The sequence below is a fragment of the Streptomyces sp. M41 genome (genome assembly GCF_043673425.1).
Classification (GTDB): domain Bacteria; phylum Actinomycetota; class Actinomycetes; order Streptomycetales; family Streptomycetaceae; genus Streptomyces.
This window is the reverse complement of record NZ_JBIMKE010000020.1, coordinates 17032-42026: the sequence shown is the minus strand read 5'-3', so window position 1 is coordinate 42026 and position 24995 is coordinate 17032. Positions and strand designations below refer to the sequence as shown.

The 24995-nt window shown below is 71.3% G+C and carries 20 protein-coding genes; 4 read left to right on the top strand and 16 right to left on the bottom strand.

Features of this window, described 5'->3' with window-relative positions:
• Positions 1-41 precede the first annotated feature (41 nt).
• The 13 genes from ACHBTE_RS23295 to rsmH all read right to left on the bottom strand — a co-directional run bounded on the left by ACHBTE_RS23295 (position 42) and on the right by rsmH (position 15653).
• Positions 42-761: a YggS family pyridoxal phosphate-dependent enzyme gene (locus ACHBTE_RS23295; protein ID WP_394726075.1), complete on the bottom strand. Its 720-nt coding sequence runs from the start codon at positions 759-761 to the stop codon at positions 42-44.
• Positions 762-767: 6 nt separating this feature from the next.
• On the bottom strand, positions 768-1496 hold the full coding sequence (gene pgeF / locus ACHBTE_RS23290) for a peptidoglycan editing factor PgeF (RefSeq protein WP_394725972.1): 729 nt from the start codon (positions 1494-1496) through the stop codon (positions 768-770).
• A 10-nt stretch (positions 1497-1506) separates the two neighbouring features.
• On the bottom strand, positions 1507-2724 hold the full coding sequence (gene ftsZ, locus ACHBTE_RS23285; RefSeq protein ID WP_394725971.1) for a cell division protein FtsZ: 1218 nt from the start codon (positions 2722-2724) through the stop codon (positions 1507-1509).
• A gap of 287 nt (positions 2725-3011) precedes the next feature.
• Positions 3012-3809: a cell division protein FtsQ/DivIB gene (locus tag ACHBTE_RS23280; protein ID WP_394725970.1), complete on the bottom strand. Its 798-nt coding sequence runs from the start codon at positions 3807-3809 to the stop codon at positions 3012-3014.
• Positions 3810-3833: 24 nt separating this feature from the next.
• On the bottom strand, positions 3834-4925 hold the full coding sequence (gene murG / locus ACHBTE_RS23275) for an undecaprenyldiphospho-muramoylpentapeptide beta-N-acetylglucosaminyltransferase (protein ID WP_394725969.1): 1092 nt from the start codon (positions 4923-4925) through the stop codon (positions 3834-3836).
• Between the two features lie 6 nt (positions 4926-4931).
• Positions 4932-6290 (bottom strand): putative lipid II flippase FtsW, encoded by a 1359-nt coding sequence (gene ftsW, locus ACHBTE_RS23270; protein WP_394725968.1) that lies wholly within the window; start codon positions 6288-6290, stop codon positions 4932-4934.
• A gap of 103 nt (positions 6291-6393) precedes the next feature.
• Positions 6394-7818, bottom strand: coding sequence for a UDP-N-acetylmuramoyl-L-alanine--D-glutamate ligase (gene murD / locus ACHBTE_RS23265; protein WP_394725967.1), 1425 nt, complete (start codon positions 7816-7818; stop codon positions 6394-6396).
• On the bottom strand, positions 7800-8873 hold the full coding sequence (gene mraY, locus ACHBTE_RS23260; protein ID WP_394725966.1) for a phospho-N-acetylmuramoyl-pentapeptide-transferase: 1074 nt from the start codon (positions 8871-8873) through the stop codon (positions 7800-7802). The genes murD and mraY overlap by 19 nt, the downstream gene beginning before the upstream one ends.
• Positions 8870-10285, bottom strand: a complete 1416-nt coding sequence (gene murF, locus ACHBTE_RS23255; protein WP_394725965.1) for a UDP-N-acetylmuramoyl-tripeptide--D-alanyl-D-alanine ligase — start codon at positions 10283-10285, stop codon at positions 8870-8872. The genes mraY and murF overlap by 4 nt, the downstream gene beginning before the upstream one ends.
• 4 nt (positions 10286-10289) lie before the next feature.
• Positions 10290-11819 (bottom strand): UDP-N-acetylmuramoyl-L-alanyl-D-glutamate--2,6-diaminopimelate ligase, encoded by a 1530-nt coding sequence (locus ACHBTE_RS23250; protein ID WP_394725964.1) that lies wholly within the window; start codon positions 11817-11819, stop codon positions 10290-10292.
• Between the two features lie 226 nt (positions 11820-12045).
• The gene (locus tag ACHBTE_RS23245; RefSeq protein WP_394725963.1) at positions 12046-14025 is read right to left on the bottom strand and encodes a peptidoglycan D,D-transpeptidase FtsI family protein; all 1980 of its coding nucleotides are present in this window, start codon (positions 14023-14025) and stop codon (positions 12046-12048) included.
• Positions 14022-14618, bottom strand: coding sequence for a septum formation initiator family protein (locus tag ACHBTE_RS23240; RefSeq protein WP_394725962.1), 597 nt, complete (start codon positions 14616-14618; stop codon positions 14022-14024). The genes ACHBTE_RS23245 and ACHBTE_RS23240 overlap by 4 nt, the downstream gene beginning before the upstream one ends.
• A gap of 78 nt (positions 14619-14696) precedes the next feature.
• The gene (rsmH, locus tag ACHBTE_RS23235) at positions 14697-15653 is read right to left on the bottom strand and encodes a 16S rRNA (cytosine(1402)-N(4))-methyltransferase RsmH (RefSeq protein WP_394725961.1); all 957 of its coding nucleotides are present in this window, start codon (positions 15651-15653) and stop codon (positions 14697-14699) included.
• A 417-nt stretch (positions 15654-16070) separates the two neighbouring features.
• Here rsmH and ACHBTE_RS23230 point away from each other — a divergent pair, with 417 nt between their 5' ends.
• The 4 genes from ACHBTE_RS23230 (at position 16071) to ACHBTE_RS23215 (ending at position 21696) form a co-directional block, all read left to right on the top strand.
• The gene (locus ACHBTE_RS23230; RefSeq protein WP_394725960.1) at positions 16071-16619 is read left to right on the top strand and encodes a beta-class carbonic anhydrase; all 549 of its coding nucleotides are present in this window, start codon (positions 16071-16073) and stop codon (positions 16617-16619) included.
• A gap of 282 nt (positions 16620-16901) precedes the next feature.
• Positions 16902-17942 (top strand): AAA family ATPase, encoded by a 1041-nt coding sequence (locus ACHBTE_RS23225; RefSeq protein WP_394725959.1) that lies wholly within the window; start codon positions 16902-16904, stop codon positions 17940-17942.
• Positions 17942-19315 carry a DUF58 domain-containing protein gene (locus ACHBTE_RS23220; protein WP_394725958.1) on the top strand — a complete coding sequence of 458 codons (1374 nt, stop codon included), beginning with the start codon at positions 17942-17944 and terminating at the stop codon, positions 19313-19315. Before ACHBTE_RS23225 ends, ACHBTE_RS23220 begins: the two co-directional genes overlap by 1 nt.
• Positions 19312-21696, top strand: coding sequence for a DUF3488 and DUF4129 domain-containing transglutaminase family protein (locus ACHBTE_RS23215; RefSeq protein WP_394725957.1), 2385 nt, complete (start codon positions 19312-19314; stop codon positions 21694-21696). The genes ACHBTE_RS23220 and ACHBTE_RS23215 overlap by 4 nt, the downstream gene beginning before the upstream one ends.
• 748 nt (positions 21697-22444) lie before the next feature.
• Here the strand turns inward: ACHBTE_RS23215 and ACHBTE_RS23210 are convergent.
• The 3 genes from ACHBTE_RS23210 to ACHBTE_RS23200 all read right to left on the bottom strand — a co-directional run bounded on the left by ACHBTE_RS23210 (position 22445) and on the right by ACHBTE_RS23200 (position 24919).
• Entirely contained in the window at positions 22445-22840 is a 396-nt protein-coding gene (locus ACHBTE_RS23210; RefSeq protein ID WP_019758916.1) for a DUF3040 domain-containing protein, read from the bottom strand.
• 291 nt (positions 22841-23131) lie between these two features.
• Positions 23132-23959, bottom strand: a complete 828-nt coding sequence (locus tag ACHBTE_RS23205) for a class I SAM-dependent methyltransferase (protein ID WP_394725956.1) — start codon at positions 23957-23959, stop codon at positions 23132-23134.
• 363 nt (positions 23960-24322) lie between these two features.
• The gene (locus tag ACHBTE_RS23200) at positions 24323-24919 is read right to left on the bottom strand and encodes an SAV_6107 family HEPN domain-containing protein (RefSeq protein WP_394725955.1); all 597 of its coding nucleotides are present in this window, start codon (positions 24917-24919) and stop codon (positions 24323-24325) included.
• Positions 24920-24995 lie beyond the last annotated feature (76 nt).

Genomic DNA, 24995 nt, shown 5'->3' with positions numbered 1-24995 from the left:
ATTGACCATATTTTCTGCTGTGGTCCGACTTCTTGGCGACGTTACCCGAGCCCGGGGCGGACTCCGAGTACCGCAGTGCCGACGCGCACATGTGTCGCACCGGCGGCCACAGCCTCTTCGAGATCCGCACTCATCCCTGCCGACACCATGTTCGCAGCAGGATGGGTTCGGCGCAGGGCGGTCGACAAATCCATCAACCGCTCGAACGCCGCCTGTTGGCGCCCCGCGAACTCGCCGGTGAGAGGGGCGACGGTCATGAGGCCGTCGAGCCGGAGCCCCGGCGCCTTCGCCACCAGGCCGGCCAACTCCTCGATCCCGCCGGGCGCCACACCACCCCGTTCGCCCCGCGCGCCCTCCCCCGCATCCAGGGCCACCTGGATGAGGCAGCCCACTTCGCGCTCCTGCCGTACGGCTTCCTTCGACAGCGCCGTCACCAGCTTGGAACGGTCGACGGACTGCACCACATCCGCATAACCGACCACGGATCGCACCTTGTTGGTCTGGAGCTGGCCGACAAAGTGCCACGCAAGGGGCAGATCCGAGCAGGCCGCGGCCTTCGGCGCCGCGTCCTGGTCGCGGTTCTCGGCGACATGGCCGACGCCGAGCTCGGACAGCATCCGCACATCGCTCGCGGGATAGGTCTTGGTGACCACGATCAGCGTGACCTCTGCGCGGTCACGCCCGGCGGCGGCACAGGCCGCGGCGATGCGGTCCTCCACCTTCGCCAGATTTGCGGCGAGTTCGCCTTTACGGTCCGTCATGTCCATTCAGTCCAGCCAGACATAGCCCGCGAGCCGACCGGTGGTGCGGTCGCGGCGGTAGGAGAAGTGGTCGCTCGACTCCCGTGTGCACACCGGTGACTGCTCCCGGTCGCCCACACCGAGTCGCGCGAGCTGGGCGTGCACTCCGGCGGTCACATCCACCGCCGGCGTACCCCAACTCGTTTCGGCGTACGCCGCCGGCTCGACGGCGGCCACCTCGGCGCGCATCGCCTCCGGCACCTCGTAGCACCGGCCGCACACCGCGGGTCCGGTGCGGGCGACGATCCGGGCGGGGTCGGCGCCCAGTTGCGTCATCGCGCGTAGCGTGGCCGGGACGACCCCGGCGATCATGCCGGGCCGGCCGGCGTGGGCCGCGGCCACGATCCCGGCGACCGGGTCGGCCAGCAGGACCGGCACGCAGTCGGCGGTGAGGACGGCGAGGGCGAGACCCCGCTGGGCCGTGACCACCGCGTCGACCTCGGGCACCGGACGATCACGCCATGGTCCGTCGACCACCGCGACGTCCGTCCCGTGCACCTGGTTCATCCAGACCACCCGGGTCATGTCGAGCCCGAGGGACTTGGCGGCCAGTTCGCGGTTGGTGGTCACGGCGTCGGCGTCGTCACCGACCGCCCCACCCAGGTTGAGCTCCTCATACGGAGCGGCGCTCACCCCGCCCCACCGGTCGGTGAAGGCGAAGTGCGCGCCGCTCACGTTGTCGCGCTGTGCTATCACGTCAGAAGGATCACTTAAGGAAGTCCGGGACGTCCAGTTCCTCCGCCGCGCTGTCGGCGTAGGTACGCGACGGCGGGACCGGCGGGGCGACCGGGATGTCGGCGACCGGGTCCGCCTGGGCGGCGGGCTCGGGGTCCTCCTTCGGCGTGACGCTGCCGAGCGAACCGAAGGACGGCCGGCTCTCCGGCTGCTGCTGCCGTGCCGGAGCGGGCTCCTCGCGCCGGGGCGCGGAGGACGAGGACGAGGTCGAGCCGAGGACGTTGTCCCGGCGGGCCGGCGGCTGACCGCCGTCGAAGCCGGCGGCGATCACGGTGACCCGGACCTCGTCGCCGAGCGCGTCGTCGATCACCGCGCCGAAGATGATGTTGGCCTCGGGGTGGGCGGCCTCGCTGACCAGCTGGGCCGCTTCGTTGATCTCGAACAGGCCGAGGTCGGAACCGCCGGAGATGGAGAGCAGCACTCCCCGGGCGCCGTCGATGGACGCCTCCAGCAGGGGGGAGGAGATCGCCATCTCGGCCGCGGCCACCGCGCGGTCGTCGCCGCGGGCCGAGCCGATGCCCATGAGGGCCGAACCGGCCTCGGACATGACCGACTTGACGTCGGCGAAGTCGAGGTTGATCAGACCCGGCGTGGTGATGAGGTCGGTGATGCCCTGGACACCGGAGAGCAGGACCTGGTCGGCCGACTTGAAGGCGTCCAGGACCGAGACCTGGCGGTCCGAGATGGACAGCAGCCGGTCGTTCGGGATCACGATGAGGGTGTCGACCTCTTCGCGGAGCTCGGCGATGCCGTCCTCGGCCTGGTTGGCGCGGCGCCGTCCCTCGAAGGTGAACGGACGCGTGACCACGCCGATGGTGAGGGCGCCCAGGGAGCGCGCGATGTTGGCCACGACGGGGGCCCCGCCGGTGCCGGTGCCGCCGCCTTCACCGGCTGTCACGAAGACCATGTCGGCCCCCTTGAGGACCTCCTCGATCTCCTCGCGGTGGTCCTCGGCGGCCTTGCGGCCCACGGCCGGGTTGGCTCCGGCGCCGAGTCCGCGGGTGAGTTCACGGCCGACGTCCAGCTTGACGTCGGCGTCGCTCATCAACAGAGCTTGCGCGTCGGTGTTGATGGCGATGAACTCGACGCCCTTGAGACCGACCTCGATCATCCGGTTGATGGCATTGACACCACCGCCGCCGACACCGATGACTTTGATGACTGCGAGGTAGTTCTGCGGTGCTGCCACGTCGAAGGCCTCTCGCCTCGAGTTACGGGTCGTCGGATCACGGGAAGCGGTGAGCTTTCGTGAACCGCGACTGATGCCGAATGGGACGGTCCGTAGCGCCGACCCGAACCCTAACCCTGAAGTTTAGGGTTACCAGTGTGTCTGTTCCTTGAAGTCTTCTGAACAGGACACTAAGTCGACAAGTGGCGCACGTTCAACGAACACGCCGAACCTCCCGTTTTTCTTTTCACCCTATGTGATCAGCCGTGTCGCTGCCCAACCAGGGTGCTGGCCTGCTCGGATGTGCGTCAACTCCCCGCTGACGCGGGGGCGGTGGGAACGCTGACGTCGAAGTACCGCGCATCCGGCGAGGCTTTCATGAGAGCGGTGAGTGTGCGGGCCTTCGAGGCCCCCTTCTCGCCACTCCCCCAGGCCACGGTCCGGCCGTCGCTCAACTCCAGTGAGATGGCGTCATAGGAACGGACCTTGACGACCAGGGTGTGACGTGCGACGGCCGCCGGAACGGCGTCGGCGACCCGCACCGCCTCGCGCACCAGACGGTCCTCGCCGAAGCGGCGCAGGCTCGCGGCCGAGGAGCCCGAGCGGGCCGGCGTCAATTCCAGTGCGGGCACGCCTTTAGGGGGCTCGGAAACCGTGGCGAAACGGACACCGTCATCGTCCACTTCGACGAACTTTCCGCCCTTTTGCACAATCAGAACCGGACTACGCTCCACCACTTTCAGGCCGATTCCATGCGGCCAGGCGCGGACCACGTCAACCGCGTCAATTCGGGGCAATTTCCGGCGCAGTCGCGCCTCGATCGCTTCGGTGTCGACGGAAATCAGCGGCGCCCCGACCGGGACATCGGCGGCGGCACGGACCTGAGCGGGGGTCAGCACCCGGGTGCCGGAGACCGACACCTTCTCCACGCGCGTCCACTGGGAGCCGTACAGGAGCCAGACGGAGCCGGCACCGAGGAGCACGAGCAGAATGGCCAGGATGATGATCGTACGAAGGCGGGAGAGCCTCAACCGCCGCCGAGGGAGGGGCGGGTCGGACGACTCCTGCTGGCGTTCACCGCGCTCGGCGGTGGTCGGTCCGGCCACGCTCCCTGCCCTCCGTCAACGGTCCTAACGTCGGTGCGAGGCGATCGCCTCGTACACCATGCCGACGAGCAGGTCGTCGGCGTCCCGGCGGCCGAACTCGCTTGCCGCGCGGGACATCTCGTACAACCGGTGCGGGTCGGCGAGCACGGGCAGGACGTTCTGCTGCACCCACTCGGGGGTGAGTTCCGCGTCGTCGACCAGCAGGCCGCCGCCCGCCTTGACCACCGGCTGGGCGTTGAGCCGCTGTTCGCCGTTGCCGATGGGCAGCGGGACGTAGGCGGCCGGGAGTCCGACGGCGGAGAGCTCGGCGACGGTCATCGCGCCGGCGCGGCAGAGCATCAGGTCGGCCGCGGCGTACGCGAGGTCCATCCGGTCCAGGTAACTTACCGGGACATAGGGGGGCATTCCCGGCATCTGGTGTACTTGCGGCAGTTCGTTCTTCGGTCCGACCGCGTGCAGGATCTGGATTCCGGCCTGCTGGAGCCAGGGCGCGACCTGCTGGACGACCTCGTTGAGACGGCGTGCGCCCTGGGAGCCGCCGGAGACCAGCAGCGTGGGCAGGTTCGGGTCGAGTCCGAACGCGGCGCGGGCCTGCGGGCGCATCGCGGCCCGGTCGAGCGTGGCGATGGTCCGGCGCAGCGGGATGCCGATGTAGCGCGAGTTGCGCAGCTTGCTGTCCGGGGTGGAGACGGCGACCTGGGCGGCGTACCGCGAACCGATCTTGTTGGCCAGGCCCGGGCGGGCGTTGGCCTCGTGGATGACGATCGGCACACCGAGGCGCTTGGCGGCGAGGTAGCCGGGCAGGGCCACGTAGCCGCCGAAGCCGACGACGCAGTCCGCCTTGGTGCGCTCCAGGATCTGCTCGGTCGCCTTGATCGTGCCGCGCAGCCGGCCCGGCACGGTGATCAGCTCTGGGGTCGGCTTGCGCGGCAGGGGTACGGCCGGGATCAGCGCGAGCTCGTAGCCCCGCTCGGGTACGAGCCGGGTCTCAAGGCCGCGCTCCGTGCCCAGGGCCGTGATCCCCACGGTGGGGTCCTGCCTGCGCAGGGCGTCCGCGAGGGCGAGCGCGGGCTCGATGTGGCCGGCGGTCCCCCCACCGGCGAGTACGACATGCACCGAAATTCACCGCTCTCCGGACGGACGCGCCGCCGAGGCACGCCGTCGCATCGTGTTCCATCTCCGAGGCTCCCGGCCGGAGCCGGAGCCTCCCGCACGCTTTCTACCAAAGCGGGGTTGCCGCATAGAAAGCGCCGCCCGCGCAGCGGGCTCGTCGCGCGCGAACGCGATCAGCAGCCCGATGGCGAACATGGTCGGCAGCAGGGCGGAGCCCCCGTAGGAGAACAGCGGGAGGGGGACTCCGGCGATCGGCAGCAGACCGAGCACCGCACCGATGTTGACCACGGCTTGCGCGGTGATCCAGGTGGTCACACCTCCCGCGGCGTACCTCACGAAGGGGTCCTCCGTGCGTCCGGCCACGCGGATACCCGCATAGCCTAGAGCCGCGAAGAGGGCGAGCACCGACAGCGTCCCTGACAGGCCCAGTTCCTCACCGGTGACGGCGAAGATGAAGTCGGTGTGGGCTTCGGGCAGTTGGCCCCATTTCTCCACACTCGCCCCTAGCCCGGAACCGAAAATGCCGCCCGAGGCGAGCGCATAGATGCCGTGCACGGCCTGCCAGCAGGAGTCACCCGGCCCGGGGTCGGTGGCACCGAGGCACTGGAGGCGGGCCATCCGGTTCTCGCTGCTCTTGATCAGGAACAGCCCGATCGCGCCGGCGACCGACAGCACCCCCACGAACAGCCGGGTCGGCGCCCCCGCCAGCCACAGCAGGCCGAACAGGATCGCCGACAGGATGATCGCCGTGCCCATGTCGCCGCCCAGCATGATCAGCCCGAGCAGCATGAAGGCGACCGGCACCAACGGCACCAGCATGTGCTTCCACTGCGTCAGCAGCCTCTTGTCCTGCTTGCGGGCGATCAGGTCGGCACCCCACAGCACGAGGGCGAGCTTGCCGAACTCGCTGGGCTGGATCTGGAAGGAACCGCCGAGGGCGATCCAGTTCTGGTTGCCGTTGACCGCGACTCCTATCCCGGGGACCTGCACCAGCGCCATCATGAAGACGGCACCGGCGAGGATCGGGTAGGCGAGCGCCCGGTGCAGCTTCACGGGCATCCGGGAGGCGGCGAACAGCAGCCCGGCGCCGATCACTGCGGCCAGCAGCTGCTTGCGGAAGAAGTACGACCCTCCGAGCGACATCTGCAGCGCGGTGATCTGGGAGGCCGAGTAGACCATCACCAGACCGAGCACGGTGATCAGCAGGCTGCCGCCGAAGATCAGATAGTACGCGGTCAGCGGCCGGTCCCACGCGCGGTGCAGGCGGGTGTAGAGCCGTCGTACGGCGTTGTCGCCCGGTGGCCTCGGAGCCACGGGCCGCCGCACGGCCCGCGGTGCGGGAGGCCGTCCCGTACGGCTACCGGGCATCGGCGCTCACCGCCTCAGCGTGGGAGTACGTACCGTCCAGCCACTTCCGAGTCACGCGTCCCTCCAAGGGTCCCGTAGCACCCGCAGTGGCCGAGACCCGGCGTCAGGCGCCCGCGCCGAGTTCGCGAACCGCCTCCGCGAACGCGTCACCGCGCTGGTTGTAGTTGACGAACATGTCCATCGAGGCACAGGCGGGGGCGAGGAGCACCGTGTCGCCGGGCTGGGCGAGCCGCTTCGCCTCCTGGACCGCCGCGAGCATCGCCCCAGTGTCGGTCCGGTCGAGGTCGACGACGGGTACTTCCGGCGCGTGTCGCGCGAGGGCTTCACGGATCAGACCGCGATCCGCGCCGATGAGCACGGCCGCGCGCAGCCGCTTCGCCGCCTTGCTGACGAGCTCCTCGAAGACGGCGCCCTTGGCGAGGCCGCCCGCGATCCAGACGATGGACTCGTAGGCCGCCAACGAGGCTTCCGCCGCATGGGTGTTGGTGGCCTTGGAGTCGTCGATGTACGTGACCCCGTCCACGTCCGCGACGTGCGCGATGCGATGGGCGTCCGGGGTGAAGGCCCGCAGGCCGTCCCGTACGGCCTTGGCGGGCACGCCGTAGGCCCGGGCGAGGGCCGCCGCCGCGAGGGCGTTGGCGATGTTGTGCGGGGCGGGCGGGGTGACGTCGGCGACCTCGGCGAGCTCCTGCGCGTTCTTCTGCCGGTTCTCGACGAAGGCGCGGTCGACCAGGATGCCCTCGACCACGCCGAGTTGGGAGGGGCCGGGGGTGCCGAGGGTGAAGCCGACGGCCCGGCAGCCCTCCTCGACGTCCGCCTCGCGCACCAGGTCCTCGGTGGCCTTGTCGGCGACGTTGTAGACACAGGCGACGCGGTTGCCCTCGTAGATACGGCCCTTGTCGCGGGCGTACGCCTCCATGGAGCCGTGCCAGTCGAGGTGGTCGGGGGCGAGGTTGAGGACGGCGGCGGAGTGGGCGCGCAGGGAGGGCGCCCAGTGGAGCTGGTAGCTGGACAGCTCCACGGCCAGCACGTCGTACCGCTCGTCGCCGAGCACCGCGTCCAGCAGCGAGACGCCGATGTTGCCGACGGCGGCCGTGCGCAGTCCCGCCGCCTCAAGGATCGACGCCAGCATCTGGACGGTCGTGGTCTTGCCGTTGGTGCCGGTGACGGCGAGCCAGGGCGCGGCGTCGGGGCCGCGCAGCCGCCAGGCGAGCTCGACGTCGCCCCAGACGGGGACGCCGGCCCGCTCGGCGGCGGCGAACAGCGGCTTGTCCGGCTTCCAGCCGGGCGCGGTGACGATCAGCTCGGTGCCCTCGGGCAGGGTCGCTCCGTCGCCGAGGCGGACGGTGATGCCGAGCGCCTCCAGTTCGGCGGCCTGCTCACGCGCGCGTGCGTCGTCGCCGTCGTTGACGACCGTGACGTTCGCCCCGCGCGCGTGCAGCGCCTTGGCCGCCGGGATCCCGGAGACGCCGAGCCCGGCGACGGTGACGTTCTTTCCCTGCCAGTCGGTCACTTGTCCGCTGCCCATCCCGCGTAGAAGAGGCCCAGTCCGACAATCACACAGATGCCCTGAATGATCCAGAAGCGGACCACTACGAGTACTTCCGACCAGCCTTTGAGTTCGAAGTGATGCTGGAGTGGTGCCATCCGGAAGACGCGCTTACCGGTGAGCCGGAAGGAGCCGACCTGGATGACCACCGACATGGTGATGAGGACGAACAGTCCGCCGAGGATGGCGAGCAGCAGCTCGGTGCGCGAGCAGATGGCGAGACCCGCGAGCGCGCCACCGAGGGCCAGCGAACCGGTGTCGCCCATGAAGATCTTGGCGGGGGACGTGTTCCACCACAGGAAGCCGAGGCAGGCGCCCATCAGCGCCGAGGAGACGACGGCGAGGTCGAGTGGGTCGCGCACCTCGTAACAGGCCGTGGGGTTGGCCAGCGTCTGCGCGTTGGCGCAGGACTCCTGGAACTGCCAGACGCCGATGAAGGTGTAGGCGCCGAAGACCAGCACGGAGGCGCCGGTGGCCAGGCCGTCCAGACCGTCGGTCAGGTTCACGCCGTTCGACATGGCGAGGATCATGAACAGCGCCCAGACGACGAACAGCACCGGGCCGATGGACCAGCCGAAATCCTGCACGAAGGAGAGCTTGGTGGAGGCCGGGGTGTTGCCGCGGTTGTCCGCGAACTGGAGCGAGAGCACCGCGAAGGCGATACCACCGAGCAGCTGGCCGGCCATCTTGGCCTTGGCCCGCAGACCCAGCGAACGACGCTTGACGATCTTGATGTAGTCGTCCAGGAAGCCGACCAGACCCATGCCGGCCATCAGACCGATCACCAGGATGCCGGAGAACGTCGGCGGCTTTCCGGTGATCAGCTTGGACAGGAAGTACGCGACGATCGTCGCCAGGATGAAGGCGATACCACCCATGGTCGGCGTACCGCGCTTGCTGTGGTGCTCGCGCGGGCCGTCGTCCCGGATGTACTGGCCGTAGCCCTTGCGGGCCAGCAGCTTGATCAGCAGCGGTGTGCCGACCAGGGTCAGGAACAGACCGATGACACCCGAGAACAGGATCTGATTCATCATCGGGCGGCGACCTCACCCTCGGCACCGCCCGCGAGCAGCGCCTCGGCGACGCTCTCCAGACCGACCGAACGGGACGCCTTCACGAGCACGACGTCCCCTGGGCGCAGCTCGCTGCGCAACAGGTCGACCGCCGCCTGTGCGTCGGACACGTGCACCGACTCCTCACCCCACGAACCCTCGTTATATGCGCCCAGTTGCAGCCAGGACGCTTCCCTGCCCCCGACCGCGACGAGCTTGCCGACATTGAGCCGGACGGCGAGCCGTCCGACCGCGTCGTGCTCGGCGAGCGCCTCGTCCCCGAGCTCGGCCATCTTGCCGAGCACCGCCCACGTACGACGCCCCTTGCCCATCGCCGCAAGGGCACGCAGAGCGGCCCGCATGGACTCGGGGTTCGCGTTGTAGGCGTCGTTGACGACCGTCACGCCGTCCGGGCGCTCGGTGACCTCCATCCGCCAGCGGGAGAGGGAGCCCGCCTCGGAGAGCGCGGTGGCGATCTCTTCCGCGGACATGCCCAGCTCATGGGCGACGGCGGCCGCGGCGAGCGCGTTCGACACGTGGTGCTCACCGTACAGGCGCATCGTCACATCGCTTGCACCGGAGGGTGTGTGAAGGGTGAAAGCAGGCTGTCCGCTGTCCGTGAGTCTGGCGTTCTCGGCGCGTACGTCCGCTTCGCCTGACTCTCCGAACAGGATCACCTTGGCCTTCGTACGGGACGCCATGGCCCGTACCAGGGGATCGTCGGCGTTGAGGATCGCGGCGCCGCCGTCGTCGGCCGACGGCAGGGCCTCCACGAGCTCGCCCTTGGCCTGCGCGATCTGCTCGCGCCCGCCGAACTCGCCGATGTGGGCGGTGCCGACGTTGAGCACGAGCCCGATCCGCGGGGGCGTCAGATCGGCGAGGTAGCGGATGTGGCCGATGCCGCGGGCGCCCATCTCCAGAACCAGGAACCTGGTCTCCTCGGTGGCGCTGAGCGCGGTCAGCGGCAGCCCGATCTCGTTGTTCAGCGAGCCCGGCGTCCACACGGTCGGCGCCTTGCGCTGGAGCACCTGGGCGATCAGGTCCTTGGTGCTGGTCTTGCCCGCCGAGCCGGTCAGGGCCACGAGGGTCGCGCCGAGCCGGCGTACGACATGACGGGCGAGGGCGCCGAGGGCCTTCTGCACGTCCGCCACGACGATCGAGGGGACCCCGACGGGACGCGAGGCCAGGACGGCGACGGCACCGGCGGCCACGACCTGCGCGGCGTAGTCGTGGCCGTCCACGCGCTCGCCGACGAAGGCGGCGAAGAGGCTGCCGGGCTCCACCTCACGGGAGTCCCGGACGACGGAGCCGGTGACCTGGACGGCCGGATCCGGTATGTCGTACGTCTGCCCGCCGACGACTTCTGCGATCTCGGCGAGAGAGAGGGCGATCACAAGTTCATCCCTGGGTCTTCTGGATAGCTTCGCGAAGCACCTGGCGGTCGTCGAAGGGACGGACCACCCCGGCGATGTCCTGGCCCTGCTCATGCCCCTTGCCCGCGACCAGCACGGTGTCGCCGGGCTCTGCGCGGGCGACGGCCGCGGCGATCGCGGCGGCCCGGTCCTCGAAGACCTGGACCTCGCCACGCTCGTGTACCGGCACGGACGCCGCGCCCTGGAGCATGGTTGCAAGGATCGCCAGAGGATCTTCGGAGCGGGGGTTGTCGGAGGTCAGTACGGCGGTGTCGGCGAACCGGGCCGCGGCGGCGCCCATCGGGGCGCGCTTGGTCCGGTCGCGGTCCCCGCCGCAGCCGAGCACGACGTGCAGGCTGCCCTCGGTGACCTTGCGCAGGGCCTTGAGCACCGATTCGACGGCGTCGGTCTTGTGGGCGTAGTCGACGACCGCGAGATAGGGCTGCCCGGCGTCCACACGCTCCAGCCGGCCCGGCACGCCCGGTACGGCGGCGATGCCGTCGGCGGCGGTCTGCGGGTCGAGGCCGGCCACGGCGAGGGCGACGATGGCGGCGAGGGTGTTCGCCACGTTGAAGGGGCCCGCGATCGGTGACCTGGCGGCGATCCGCTCGCCCTTGGGCCCGATCACCGTGAACGTCGAGTCCAGCGGGCCGATCTCCACGTCCTCGGCGCGCCAGTCGGCGTCGGGGTGGCCCTCGGCGGAGAAGGTGACGACCGGGACGCCGGCCTCCTTGGCGAGCCGGCGGCCGTACTCGTCGTCTACGTTGACGACGCCGAGTTTGCTGCGTTTCGGCGTGAACAGCTGTGCCTTGGCCCGGAAGTAGTCCTCCATGTCGGAGTGGAACTCCATGTGTTCCGGGCTGAGGTTGGTGAAGACGGCGATGTCGAAGACGCAGCCGTCGACCCGGCCGAGGACCAGCGCGTGGCTGGAGACCTCCATGGCGACCGCCTCGACGCCGCGCTCGCGCATGACCGCGAACAGGGCCTGGAGGTCGGTGGCTTCGGGGGTGGTGCGTTCGGACTTGATGCGCTCGTCGCCGATGCGCATCTCGACCGTGCCGATGAGGCCGGTGGCGCGGGCCGTCTTCAGGCCGCCCTCGACGAGGTAGGCCGTGGTGGTCTTGCCGGAGGTGCCGGTGATGCCGAGCTGGAGCAGATCGCGGCCGGGGTGGCCGTAGATCGTGGCCGCCAGTTCGCCCATGCGGGCCCGCGGGTTCTCCACGACGAGGACCGGCAGGCCGGTCGCGGCGGCGCGCTCGGCGCCGGTCGGGTCGGTGAGCACGGCGGCGGCACCGAGGCCGGCGGCCTGCGTGACGAAGTCGGCGCCGTGCAGGCGGGCGCCCGGGAGGGCGGCGTACAGGTCGCCGGGGCGGACGGCGCGCGAGTCATGGGTGATGCCCGTGATCTCTACGGCCTGGTCCGAGCGGTCCGGCGGGGTGGTACCCAGCTGGTCGGCGAGCTCCGCGAGGGGTGTGGCGGACACCTGCACCGGCCTGGGCGGCCCCGGGTATGTCACGGGATGCCCCTTCTGGGTGGTTTGGGACTGATCAGCGTGTGGCACGGCGGTGAGCGTACCGGGCGTACCCGCCTGCGAGCGAAGTGAGGGGCCGGGGGTGCCCTGGTTTCCGGGCTGAGGGGTGATCGTCGTCACGAGGTGGTTCCTGGCTGCTCGGTGCTGATCAGGGTGGTCGGGGCCATCGGGGTGGTCGGGGGCCGGTGGCCGGGCGTGCGCTTCGAGGGGGTCAGGGCTTGTAGCCCACCGGGAGCTTCGCGGGCTTGGCCCCGGTCGGGGGGACCTGGAGGGTCTTCAGGGCGAATTCCATGACCTTCTTGTAGATGGGTCCGCAGATCTGGCCGCCGAAGTAGTTCCCCGCGGTGGCGTTCTGGATCGCGCAGTACACGGTGATCCTGGGCTTGTCCGCGGGCGCGAAACCGGCGAACGACGACGTGTAGCCGCGGTATCTGCCGGTGGCCGGATCCACGCGGTTCGCCGTACCCGTCTTGCCCGCGACGCGGTAGCCCGGGATGCGTGCCTTGGTGCCGGTGCCCTCCCGGTCGTCCACCACCGACTCCAGCATCCGGGCGAGGGTCTTCGCCGTCTTGGCGCTGATGACCCTGCTCTTCTTGGGCTCCGGGGCGGGGGTGAACTGTCCGTCGGGTCCCTTCGTGCCGCGCACCAAGGTGGGTTCGACGCGTACGCCGCCGTTGGCCACCGTGGAGTAGACGGAGGCCGCCTGCATCGCGTTGATGGAGACGCCCTGGCCGAAAGGAATCGTGTACTGCTGCGAGGTCGACCAGCTGTCCGGGGCGGCGAGGATGCCCGGTGTCTCGCCGGGGAAACCGAGGCCGGTGACGCTGCCGAAGCCGAACCTGCGGAGGTAGTCGTACAGGACCCGGTTGGCCTGCCGCTGCGTCTTGCCCAGCTGGCCGGTGGCGAGAATGGTGCCGATGTTGCTGGACTTGGCGAGCACGCCGTTGAGCGTGAGGTACCAGGTCTCGTGGTCGATGTCGTCCTTGAAGAGCCGGTCGCCGCGGTGCAGCCGGTTGGGCACGACCACATGCGTACCGGGCGAGGCCACGCCCTCCTCCAGTACGGCGGCCATCGAGATGACCTTCGCGGTGGAGCCTGGCTCGTAGGCGTCCTGGACGGCGGCGTTGCCCATGTTGGCGCTGCTGGCCTCGGAGAGGTCGTTGGGGTCGAAGCCGGGCGCGTTGGCCATCGCGAGGACCTGGCCGGTGCGGGTGTCCTGGACGATCACATAGCCGCGGTCGGCCTTCGACTTCTTCACCTGCTCGCTGATCGCGTTCTGCGCGGCCCACTGGATGTCGCGGTCGATGGTGAGCTCGACGTCGCTGCCGGGCACGGCGGGCGTCTCGGTGGAGTTGACCGTGGGCACCTGACGGCCGCCGGACTGGGCGTAGCGGATCTCGCCGTCCTTGCCGGACAGCTGCTTGTTCAGCTGCTGTTCGACGCCGCCGCCGCCCTTGCCGTCGGCGTTGACCCAGCCCAGTATCCCGGCGGCGAGCTCGCCGTTGGGGTACACGCGCTTGCTGCTGGCGACGGACAGGACGCCGCCGAGGACGTTGACCGTGCCCTTGTCCTTGTCGGCCTTGGTGGCCAGCGCGTTCTTCAGGTCCTTGATCTGCTTCCAGACCTGCGGGGTCTGGCGGCTCGCCAGCAGGGTGTAGCGCAGGTTCTTGTTCTCGGGCCGGAGCTTTCTGACGATCGCCTCCTGCTCCTGGCCGAGAATGGGCGCGAGCAGCGCCGCCGCCTGCTCGGGGCCGTCGTCGATCTTCAGCTGCTCACGGCTGAACAGCGTGGGGTCGGCCGTGATGTCGTACGCGTCCACGCTGGTCGCCAGTGCCACGCCGTTGCGGTCGGTGATGCCGCCGCGCACGGCGGCCAGGGTGTAGCCCACATACCGGTTCTTCTCGGCCTTGGCGGCGTAGGTGCTCGCGTCGACGCCCTGGACCTGGAGCAGCCGCACGACGAAGGCGAGCAGGACGAGGGTCAGGGCCAGGCTGACCATGCGCAGCCGGGGCCGGGGGCTGCCGAGCCGGATGACGCCGGAGGCGCCGGGGCGGGGCCGGGCCGGGCGGCGGACCGGGCGGGCGCCGGAGCCCGGGCGCCGCTGGGAGCCGCCGGAACGGGCGGGCTTGGCGGGGCCGGGTACGCGGCGGCGCGGCGGTTGCCGTTCGTGATGATCGACCACTTCCGTCACCTGCCGGGGGTCGGGTACGGGGAGGACTGGGCCAACGGGGTCTGCTGCACGGCGGAGGGCGGGTAGCCGGGACCGGCGGTGGCTTGCGGCGACTCCTGGCGAGGCCCGGTGGAGGCGCCCGTGGAGGCCAGTGCGGAGGGTGTCGTGCCGGGCGCCGGGGTCGCTGTGGGATCGCTGATCAGGGCCTCGGGAGGGACGACGAGGGAGCTGTACGCGGCGTTCTCGTCGGCGGGCGCGGGGCTGGGCACGCCCTGGACCTTGCCGTCGGGGCCGAGGAAGGCGGGGTCGCCGCCGGGGACCATGCCGAGTTCGCGCGCGCGGCGCTGGAGGGCGTCGGGGGCCGAGTAGGCGTCGATGTCCCGCTGGAGGGACTGCTCCTCGTCGGTGAGGGACTTCGTCTCCCGCCGCAGGTCCTCCAGCCGGAAGGCGCCTTCACTGAGGGCGGAGTTCAGCACCAGGAGCCCGATGAGGCCGCCGCCGAGCAGGAGGACCACGAGGAGGACGAAGGGCGTACGGGCGGCCCGCGCGCGTCCTGCGGGGATCAGCCGGGCGAGCTTGGCGGCCCGGCCCTTCAGTTCGGGTTTCCTACTCACTCGCCCTCCCCCGGGTCCGGTTCTCCGGCTCATGGGTGTGAATCCTGGATCCGGACACCCGCCCCTGCCTCCCGCCCGTCATTCGATGGACTCCCTGATGCGCTCGGCGCCCCGCAGACGCGCCGGTGCGGCGCGCCGGTTCTCGGCGACCTCTTCCTCGGTGGGAAGTTCGGCACCGCGCGTCAGCAGCTTGAGCCGGGGTTGGTAGCGCTCGGGGACGACGGGCAGTCCGGGCGGGGCGGTGTTGGCGGCGCCGGCCGCGAAGACCTGCTTGACCAGCCGGTCCTCCAGCGAGTGGTACGACAGCACGGCGATCCGTCCGCCGACGCCGAGGGCCTCGACCGCGGCCGGGATCGCGCGTTCCAGGACGGAGAGCTCGCCGTTGACCTCGATGCGCAGGGCCTGGAAGGTGCGCTTGGCCGGGTTGCCGCCGGTGCGCTTGGCGGCCTGCGGGAGCGCGTCGCGGATCAGCTCCACGAGGCGGGCGCTGTTGCTGAACGGCTCCTTGTCGCGCTCGCGCACGATCGCGGCCACGATCCGCTTGGCCTGCTTCTCCTCGCCGTAGGCACGCAGGATCCGGACCAGCTCACCGGGCGGGTAGGTGTTGAGGACCTCGGCGGCGCTGACGCCGGTGGTCTGGTCCATGCGCATGTCGAGGGGGGCGTCCTGGGCGTAGGCGAAGCCGCGGTCGGCCTCGTCGAGCTGCATGGAGGAGACGCCGAGATCGAACAGGACGCCCTGCACGCGCGCGATGCCGAGCCTGGCCAGGACGTCCGGGAGCTCGTCGTAGACGGCGTGCACGAGGGTGGCGCGTTCGCCGTACGGGGCGAGCCGCTCGCCGGACAGGCGCAGTGCCTCCTTGTCGCGGTCGAGGGCGACGAGGCGGGCCTCGGGGAACTGCTGGAGGAGGGCCTCGCTGTGGCCGCCGAGGCCGAGCGTGCAGTCGACGACCACCGCTCCCGGCTGCTCGAGGGCGGGGGCCAACAGGTCCAGGCACCGCTGGAGCATCACCGGGACGTGTCGACTCTGGCTCAAGGGGCCCTCTCAGATCCGGCAGGGCCGTACGCACCGCCGGGTCCCCGCCCGCTCGAAGGGGAGGCCGGCCGGCGCCGGAAGCGTCAGCCGACCGGGAGCGGGAGGAGGCCGAGCCGTACGTACGCGCCGCGCACGCGGGGAGAGCACCGGAAAATCGCCGGGTCTCCGGGGGAAAACAAGTCCAGCAGGGAGAGTCGCCTCCCGCTTCGCGTCACTTTAGTCCACGGTGTCTCGCGGTCAATCAACCGGCCTGCGCGTCGCCGATTCGGGTTCGGGCGACGCCACGCAGCGGACGAAATCCCTCGTACGGGCGCACTCACACCACCCCTGTGGGTTAGCTCACAGCAAGGGCCGATGGCGTCCTTTGTCCCCTCTCACGACGAGACCCTTGCGAAAGTGACCAGTACGGTCATGGGTATGACGACTTCTGCATCGGTTCCCACTGGTCCCCAAGGTGCGACAGCCGACCGCGGCACGGTCACCGACCGTCTCGTCGAGGCGAACGAGCGGTACGCCGCCGCCTTCACCGACCCCGGCATGGACGCCCGTCCCGTGCTCCAGGTCGCCGTCGTCGCGTGCATGGACGCCCGTCTCGACCTGCATGCCGCGCTCGGCCTGGAACTCGGCGACTGTCACACCATCCGCAACGCCGGTGGTGTGGTCACCGACGACGTGATCCGCTCGCTCACCATCAGCCAGCGCAAGCTCGGCACCCGCAGTGTCGTGCTGATCCACCACACCGGCTGCGGCCTGGAGACCCTCACCGAGGACTTCCGCACCGAGCTGGAGCTGGAGATCGGCCAGCGGCCCGCGTGGGCGGTGGAGTCCTTCCAGGACGTCGACCAGGACGTACGGCAGTCGATGCAGCGCGTGCGGACCTCGCCGTTCCTGCTGCACACCGACGATGTGCGGGGCTTCGTCTTCGACGTGAAGTCGGGTCTGCTGCGCGAGGTCGACCCGGCCTGAGCGTCCGCGCCCGACCCCTGAATGACCTCGCGCCAGACCGCGTAACCATCCGCCGGACCTGTCGTTTCGCTGTCATTTCGGGCTCGGGCGCGCACAAAAGTCCGTAAGACCCGACATATCGCAGGCAGTTGTCCACAGGCGAGTGACACGAAACGGTAACGGCAGCAAGAATGCGAGTGTGACAACACGCGGAACCTTTCACGCGTGGTGTCCGTGTTCCAGGGGTGGGCCGGTCCGCGTCGTAGAGCGTCGGCCCGGAAAGAACGGGCCGAGGAGGGCCGGGTGACGACCTATGACGATCGAGCGAGCCTCACTGATCTGACCGCCACTGTGGAGCGTGTCCGCAGTTCGGTGGAAGGAGTGATCGAGGGCAAGCCCGAGGTCGTACGGCTTTCGCTGACCGTACTGCTCGCCGAGGGACATCTTCTGATCGAGGATGTCCCGGGCGTGGGCAAGACGATGCTGGCGAAGGCGCTGGCGCGGTCCATCGACTGCTCGGTGCGGCGGATCCAGTTCACGCCCGACCTGCTGCCGTCCGACATCACGGGTGTGTCCATCTGGGACCAGCAGCGCAAGGACTTCGAGTTCAAGCCCGGCGCGATCTTCGCCCAGATCGTGATCGGCGACGAGATCAACCGCGCCTCGCCGAAGACGCAGTCCGCGCTGCTGGAGTCCATGGAGGAGCGCCAGGTCACGATCGACGGCCAGACCTACGAGCTGCCGAGCCCCTTCATGGTGGTGGCCACGCAGAACCCGGTCGAGATGGAGGGCACGTACCCGCTGCCCGAGGCCCAGCGCGACCGCTTCATGGCCCGTGTCTCCGTCGGTTACCCGAGCGCGGAGGCCGAACTCCAGATGCTGGACGTGCACGGTGGCGTCTCGCCGCTGGAGGACCTTCAGCCGGTGGCCCATGCTCACGAGATCGTGAAGCTGATCGACGCCGTCCGCGGCGTCCATGTCGCCGAGCCGGTCCGCCGGTACGCGGTGGACCTGGTCTCCGCCACGCGCACCCACCCCGACCTCAGACTCGGCGCCTCTCCGCGCGCGACGCTGCATCTGCTGCGCGCGGCGAAGGCATCCGCAGCCCTGAGCGGGCGGGAGTACGCGCTGCCGGACGACATCCAGGCCCTGGCCGTGGCCGTCCTGGCGCACCGCCTGCTGCCCACCGCGCAGGCCCAGCTGAACCGCCGCACGTCCGAGCAGGTCGTCCAGGAGATCCTCCAGCGCACCCCGGTGCCCTCGGCACCCCAGCAGCAGAGCAACTTCGGCGGCCTCGGCCGGGGTGCCACGGCGTACGGCCAGCAGCCGCCGCGGAGGCTGTGATGACGTCCGGCGCGACGGGCCAGGCCGAGGCGGACCGAGGTGAGCAGAGCGGGCTGCGCACGGCACTGGCCGGTCTGACCACGCGCGGACGCTCGTTCCTGGCCGCCGGCATCGCCGCCGCGGTCTGCGCCTATGTCCTCGGCCAGAGCGACCTGCTGCGCGTCGGACTGCTGCTCGCCGTGCTGCCGCTGGTGTGCGCGACCGTGCTGTACCGCACCCGCTACCGGGTCGCGGGCAGCCGCCGGCTCTCCCCCGCGCGCGTGCCCGCCGGCAGCGAGGCCCGTGTGCATCTGCGGATCGACAACGTCTCCCGGCTGCCCACCGGCCTGCTGATGCTCCAGGACCGGGTGCCCTACGTCCTCGGCCCGCGTCCGCGTTTCGTGCTGGACCGGGTGGAGGCCGGTGGCCGCCGCGAGGTGTCCTACCGGGTGCGCTCCGACCTGCGCGGACGCTATCCGCTGGGCCCGTTGCAGCTGCGCCTGAGCGACCCGTTCGGCATGTGCGAGCTGACCCGGTCCTTCTCGACGTACGACTCCCTCACGGTCATCCCGCGCGTGGAGCCGCTGCCGCCGGTCCGCTTCAGCGGCGAGGCGAAGGGCTACGGCGACGGGCGGCAGCGCTCGCTCGCGCTGGCCGGCGAGGACGACGTGATCCCGCGCGGCTACCGGTACGGCGACGACCTGCGCCGGGTGCACTGGCGCTCCACCGCCCGCTACGGCGAGCTGATGGTGCGCCGCGAGGAGCAGCCGCAGCGCGCCCGGTGCACGGTGCTGCTGGACACCCGGGGCCTCGCCTTCCGGGGCGCGGGCCCCGACTCGGCCTTCGAGTGGGCCGTGTCGGGCGCGGCCTCCGTGCTGGTGCACATGCTGGAGCGGGGCTTCTCGGTGCGGCTGCTGACCGACACGGGCAGTTCGGTGCCCGGCGAGGGCGCCGACGGGTTCGCGGGGGCGAGCCAGGAGTCGGCGGACGCGGCCGGCCTGATGATGGACACCCTCGCCGTGATCGACCACTCCGACGGCACGGGACTGTCGCGGGCGTACGACGTGATGCGGGGCGGCAACGAAGGGCTGCTGGTCGCCTTCTTCGGCGACCTCGACGAGGAGCAGGCGGCGGTGGCCGCCAGGATGCGCCAGCGCAGCGGGGGCGCGGTGGCCTTCGTGCTGGACAGCGGGGCCTGGATGCGGGAACCCGCCGATGCGCCACAGACGTTGGACGGGGACGAGGAGCGGCTGCGGCTGCTGCGGGAGGCGGGCTGGACGGCGCTGAGCGTGCCGCGGGGCGCTTCGGTGAACGAGCTGTGGCGCCAGGCGGACCGAGCGCGCAATGACGCCGCCGCGATCAGCGGCGCCGGGGGCGAGGGGGGACGGGCATGAGCGGGCGGACACGGATGGCGCTGTGCGCGGCGGCGGCCACGCTGATGGCGTCCTGCGCCCTGCTGCCGCTGGTCTCCCCGGTCACCTGGCTCTTTCAAGCGACGTTCCTGCTGGCCGTGCAGATGGGCGCGGGCATGGCGGCCCGGCGGGTCCCGCTGGCCCGCCCGCTGACGGTGGCGGTACAGGCCCTGGTCACGCTGATGCTGCTGACGCTGACCTTCGCCAACGACCAGGCGATCATCGCGGTGATCCCCGGCCCGGAGGCATTCCAGCACTTCGGCGAACTGTTGCGGGCGGGCGCCGACGACGTCAGCCGGTACTCGATCCCGGCGCCGCTGTCGGACGGCATCCGGCTGATGCTCATCGGCGGGGTGCTGATCATAGGGCTCGCGGTGGACACCCTCGCGGTGACGTTCCGCAGCGCCGCCCCGGCCGGGCTGCCGCTGCTCGCGCTCTACTCGGTGGCCGCGGGGCTGTCCGACGGGGGCGCGGACTGGCTGTGGTTCCTGATCGCCGCCGCGGGTTATCTGATGCTGCTCCTGGCCGAGGGTCGCGACCGGCTCTCGCAGTGGGGCCGGGTCTTCGGCGGGGCACCGCGGACGCCGGGCGGGGAGCCGCCCGACGCGGTGGCGCCGGTCCGCACCGGGCGGCGCATCGGGGTGGTCGCGCTGGGCATCGCCCTGGCGGTGCCGCTGGCGCTGCCCGCGATGAACGGCGGCCTGCTGGACGCCGCGGGCACGGGCGTGGGCTCCGGCGGCGGGCGCGGGGGCACGATCTCCGCGGTGAACCCGCTGGTGTCCCTGCGCGACAGCCTGAACGTGGACGAGGACCGCCAGGTCCTGTCCCTGAAGACAGACGCCAAGGACACTTCGGGCCTGTACCTGCGGATCGTGTCCCTGGACGACTTCGACGGCACGACCTGGCAGCCGTCGAAGCGCAGCATCGAGGCCGTGCCGAACGAGTTCCCGACGCCCATGGGTCTCGCCCCCGACGTGCGCCGCGCGGAGATCGAGACGACCATCTCGGCGGCGGAGTGGTACGGGCAGAACTGGCTGCCGATGCCGTACCCGCCGAGCGGCGTGGACATCAGCGGCAACTGGCGCTACGAACCGCTGGGCATGACCGTCGTAGGCGACCGCCGGCAGACCACACGCGGCGCGACGTACACCGTGCGCAGCCTCGATGTGCGGCCGACGGCGAAGCAGCTCGCCGCCGCGCCGGCCCCGCCGGCCGCCCTGAAGCGTGAGTTCACCGAGCTGCCCGACACGTTGCCCACGGTGGTCGCCCGGACCGCGCGCAAGGTCACCGACGGTGCGAACAGCCACTACGAGCAGGCGGTCAAGCTCCAGGACTACTTCGCCGTCACCGGTGGCTTCCAGTACGACACGGATGTGAAGGTCGGCAGCGGCCGGCAGGCGATCGCCCGCTTCCTCGAGGACAAGCAGGGCTTCTGTGTCCACTTCTCGTTCGCGATGGCCTCGATGGCCCGCTCGCTGGGCATACCGGCCCGGGTCGCGGTGGGCTTCGCGCCCGGGACCCCGCAGGGCGACGGCTCCATCTCGGTGGGGCTGAAGGACGCCCACGCCTGGCCGGAGCTGTACTTCGAGGGCGTGGGCTGGACCCGCTTCGAGCCGACGCCGACCCGTGGATCCGTCCCGTCGTACACCCAGTCGGACGCGCCCGGCACGACGCTGCCTGAGGTGGCCCGGCCGACGCAGTCCGCCAGCGCGGGGCCCTCCGACGTGCCATCGGCGAGCGAGAGCTGCGCGGGGCAGAACCCGCAGCTGTGCGCGAGCGAGTCCCCCGAGGCCGCGCTGCCCACGGGCGGGGACGGCCCGAAGTGGTACGCCCTTCTGGCCTGGACGCTCGGGGGGCTGGCCGCGCTGCTGATCCCGACGGCACCGATGCTGTGGCGGCTGCGCACCAGAGCGGCGAGGCTGGGGGCACACGGCCGCACCGAAGCGGACGTGGCGCTCCACACCTTGGCAGTCTGGCGGGAACTGACAGACACCGCCTGGGACTTCGGCATACCCCCGGACGACTCCCAGACCCCCCGCAAGGCCGCGGCACGCATCGTCCGCCTCGGCCACCTCGACCCACCGGCCGCCGCCTCGGTGCACCGGGTCGCCGACGCGGTGGAGCAGGTCCTGTACGCCCCGAGCCCCCGCCTCACTGCGGGGATCGCGGACGATGTCCGTACCGCCCTGTCCGACCTCCGCTCCAGAGCCGGCTGGACGACGAAACTACGGGCCCTGCTGGCCCCGCGGTCCGCCGTGCGGGTGGTCTGGGCACTGTCGGACTGGTGGACCACGGTCAAACACCGCGCCGCCACCACCCGCCCGACTCTGCGCAAGCCGTCCACTCCCGCTCAACGGGGGTGACGGCTCGCTGCGGGCGGGGGTGACCGCTCGCTGCGGCGGGGGCGTGTGGCTGGGCGGTCCCGCACGGGAGGCTCCGGGGGGCGGACTTCGCGTGCGGCTCCGTGGGGGCGGGCTTCACACGGTTCCGGGGAGGCGGGCTTCACACGGTTCCGTGAGGGCGGGCTTCGCGCGGGAGGCTCTGAGGAGCGGACTCCACCGGCGGCTCCGTCGTGGCGGGACTTCGCGCGGGGCCGGTGGGGGCGGGCCTAGCTTCGCGCGAGAGGCCCGTAGGGCGCGCGGGATACCCGGGCTGCGCGCGCAGCTCCGAGGAACAGCCTCCACCCGGGGGGGGCTCCGAAGGGGCAGCCTCCGCGCCCGATGTCCGGGGCCGGCGGCGCACGGCAGACTCAGCGGGGCGGCCTCCACGCTGGGCCTCTGTCGTGGCTCATGCGGGAGGCCCGTAGAGGCAAGGCTTCAGGCGGGAGGCGCCTGTGGGGCAGGCTCCGTGCCGGATGACCAGGGGCCGGCTTCGCTCGGAGGCTCAGTGGGAGGGGGAGTCTCCGGCCGACGGGCGCCCAGGGGCGGGTCCGCACCCGGGGTGCTTCATGGGTGTCCCAGGTGCCACCAGTGATACCGCGGTCGTTTCTGCGCGCCTGTTCCTGCCCTCAGCCGCCTCCCCGCGCCCTGCGATGCACGCCGGGCACACGTCAGGGGGTGACCACCCTTTCGGTGGTCACCCCCTGCGTATGGCTAGGAGCTGCTCGTCGAGCTAATGGCCGCCCTGTTCGTCGCGGCGGCGCTGCCAGCGCTCTTCGATACGGTTCATCATCGAGCGCTTCTGACGGGGCTGACGGCGGGCATGCGGGCCACCGCTGCTGGGCTGCTCGCCCGGCTTGGGGGCCTTGCGCCAACCGGTCACGGCGAGTACCGCACAGCCCAGCATGACCAGGAAGCCCACCACGCTGAGCCAGACCTGCTTGGCCACCATTCCAGCCATGAGGAGCGCGATACCCACGAGGAAGCCCGCGACCGCCTGGTAGACCCGCCGCCGGGTGTACGTACGCAGCCCGCTTCCCTCAAGCGCCGACGCGAACTTGGGATCTTCGGCGTACAGCGCTCGCTCCATCTGCTCGAGCATTCGCTGCTCGTGCTCCGAGAGCGGCACGGAGTCCTCCTCATCGTGCAGTCGCCGGGGCGACCCGGGGGGTCCCTTCAGGATAGGCAGGGAATCGCCCCCGTGAAACCCGCCCCTCTACGCCAATTGGCCAACCGGGCTCCGGCATGGGCGTCCCGGCTCGCTGAGATCTTCATTCCCCAGCGGCCGACCCGTCATGCCGGAACGGTCTCCCTCGATCATACGGCGCTGAGCGCCCGATCGGGGGGCCTGTGGCGTACTCCATGTGCAGCCCCGTCCCTGATCAACGGCGCACCCTGCGGTCCGTACGGGGAAGACGACTCAGGCCCCGGCGGTCTGCTGGGTCTCGCCGAGTACGTGCAGTTGGGTGGCCACCGAGTGGAAGGCGGGCAGTTCGGCCGCCGCCTCCTCCAGTTGCAGCAGCGCCTCCAGGGCGCCGGGCTCGGTGTCCACCAGCACCCCGGGAACCAGGTCGGCGAAGACCCGCACCCCGTGCACGGCACCGACCCGCAGGCCGGCGCTCTCGACCAGCCCGGTGAGCTGCTCGGTGGTGAAACGCCGCGGCACGGGGTCGCCCTGGCCCCAGCGGCCGTCCGGGTCCTGAAGGGCCTGCTTGGCCTCCTTGAAGTGACCGGCGAGGGCTCGCGCCAGCACGGCACCGCCCAGCCCGGCGGCGAGCAGGCTGAGGACGCCCTCCGCGCGCAGGGCGGCCACGGCGTTGCGGACGCCCTCGGCGGGGTCGTCCACGTACTCCAGGACGCCGTGGCACAGCACCACGTCGTAGCCGCCGCGCTCGACGACGTCGAAGAGGCCGTGGGCGTCACCCTGGACGCCCTTCACCCGGTCGGCGACCTCCGCCTCGGCGGCGCGCCGCTCCAGGGCGAAGAGTGCGTTCGGGCTGGGGTCGACGACGGTGACGCGGTGCCCGAGGCGGGCCAGGGGCACCGCAAAGTTGCCGCTGCCGCCGCCGGTGTCGAGGACGTCCAGCGCCTGACGGCCCGTGGCCTTGACCCGGCGGTCCAGGGCGTCCTGGAGGACCTCCCAGACCACGGCGGTACGGAGGGAGGCGCGGGGCCGAGAGGGGTCGGAGCGCAGCGACGCCGTTTGAGGATGGCGGTGGGAGACGGGCGGGCGCATCGGGTCCGACACGGCAGATGACTCCTCGGCACGGCACCGCCACGTGCGGGGCGGAGCGAACGGGCTGCCTCCCCGCCCGGGGCGCGAGAGGGAAGGCTTCAGGCGCCCTCCACCCTATTGCCTACGCCGGCCCACCCGACCATCACGGTGGGACGCGGCGCCCCGCCCTCGGCCCCGCGGGCGGACGCGACCACGCTGAAGGCACGGCCACCGAAGCGCCCGAGGCACGGCCGCCGAGGGGATCCGACGCACGGCCGCCGAAGGGCGCGACGCACGGCCACCGAAAGCCCCGAATATGCGCGCCCCGGTCCAGGCCGCCCTGCCGAACGCCCGAACACCCGGCCGTCGGAACGCCGGGACGCCCCGCCACCGCCTTCAGCCCGCGTCCGGCATCTCCTCCCGCGTGTGACGGGGCCCGCCGGTCCCCTCCGTTCCCGCTCCCGCTCCCGCGTCCGATTCGGTGTCCGTGCGCGGCTGGGGCAGGACCGGCTGGAGGACCAGCATCCGCTCGACGAGGCGCAGGAACATCGCCACGTCGCGTATCAGGTCGTCGGCGTCCCGGCGGTTGGCCGCGCCCTGTATGCCCGCCTCGGCGCGGGCCCTGCGCCGGGCGCCCGAGGCGAACAGGGTGCTCCACTCGGCGAGTTCGGGCGCGATCTCGGGGAGCACTTCCCAAGCGCTCCGGATACGAGCCCGGCGCTTGGGCGAGGTCTCCGGCCGCCCCCGGGCCGCGAGCACGGCGGCTGCGGTGCGCAGGGCGGCGAGATGGGCGGTGGCGTAGCGCTCGTTCGGTGTCTCCAGGACGGTGGCCTCGTCCAGTCCGGCACGGGCCTGGGCGAGCAGGTCGAGGGCGGCGGGCGGGGCCGTGGTCCGGCGGAGCACGGGGTGCACGTCGCTCGCCGGACCGGTCAGTGAGGGGGCAGGGCCGGTGGCGCGGCGCCGGCGGGCGGCTGCTGCGTGATAGCTGGCCATGACGAACCTCCTGTCGTCTTCGTGACGGCACGTCCGATACGGGGTGCCGTATGTGCCCATCGTGAGGTATGGCACT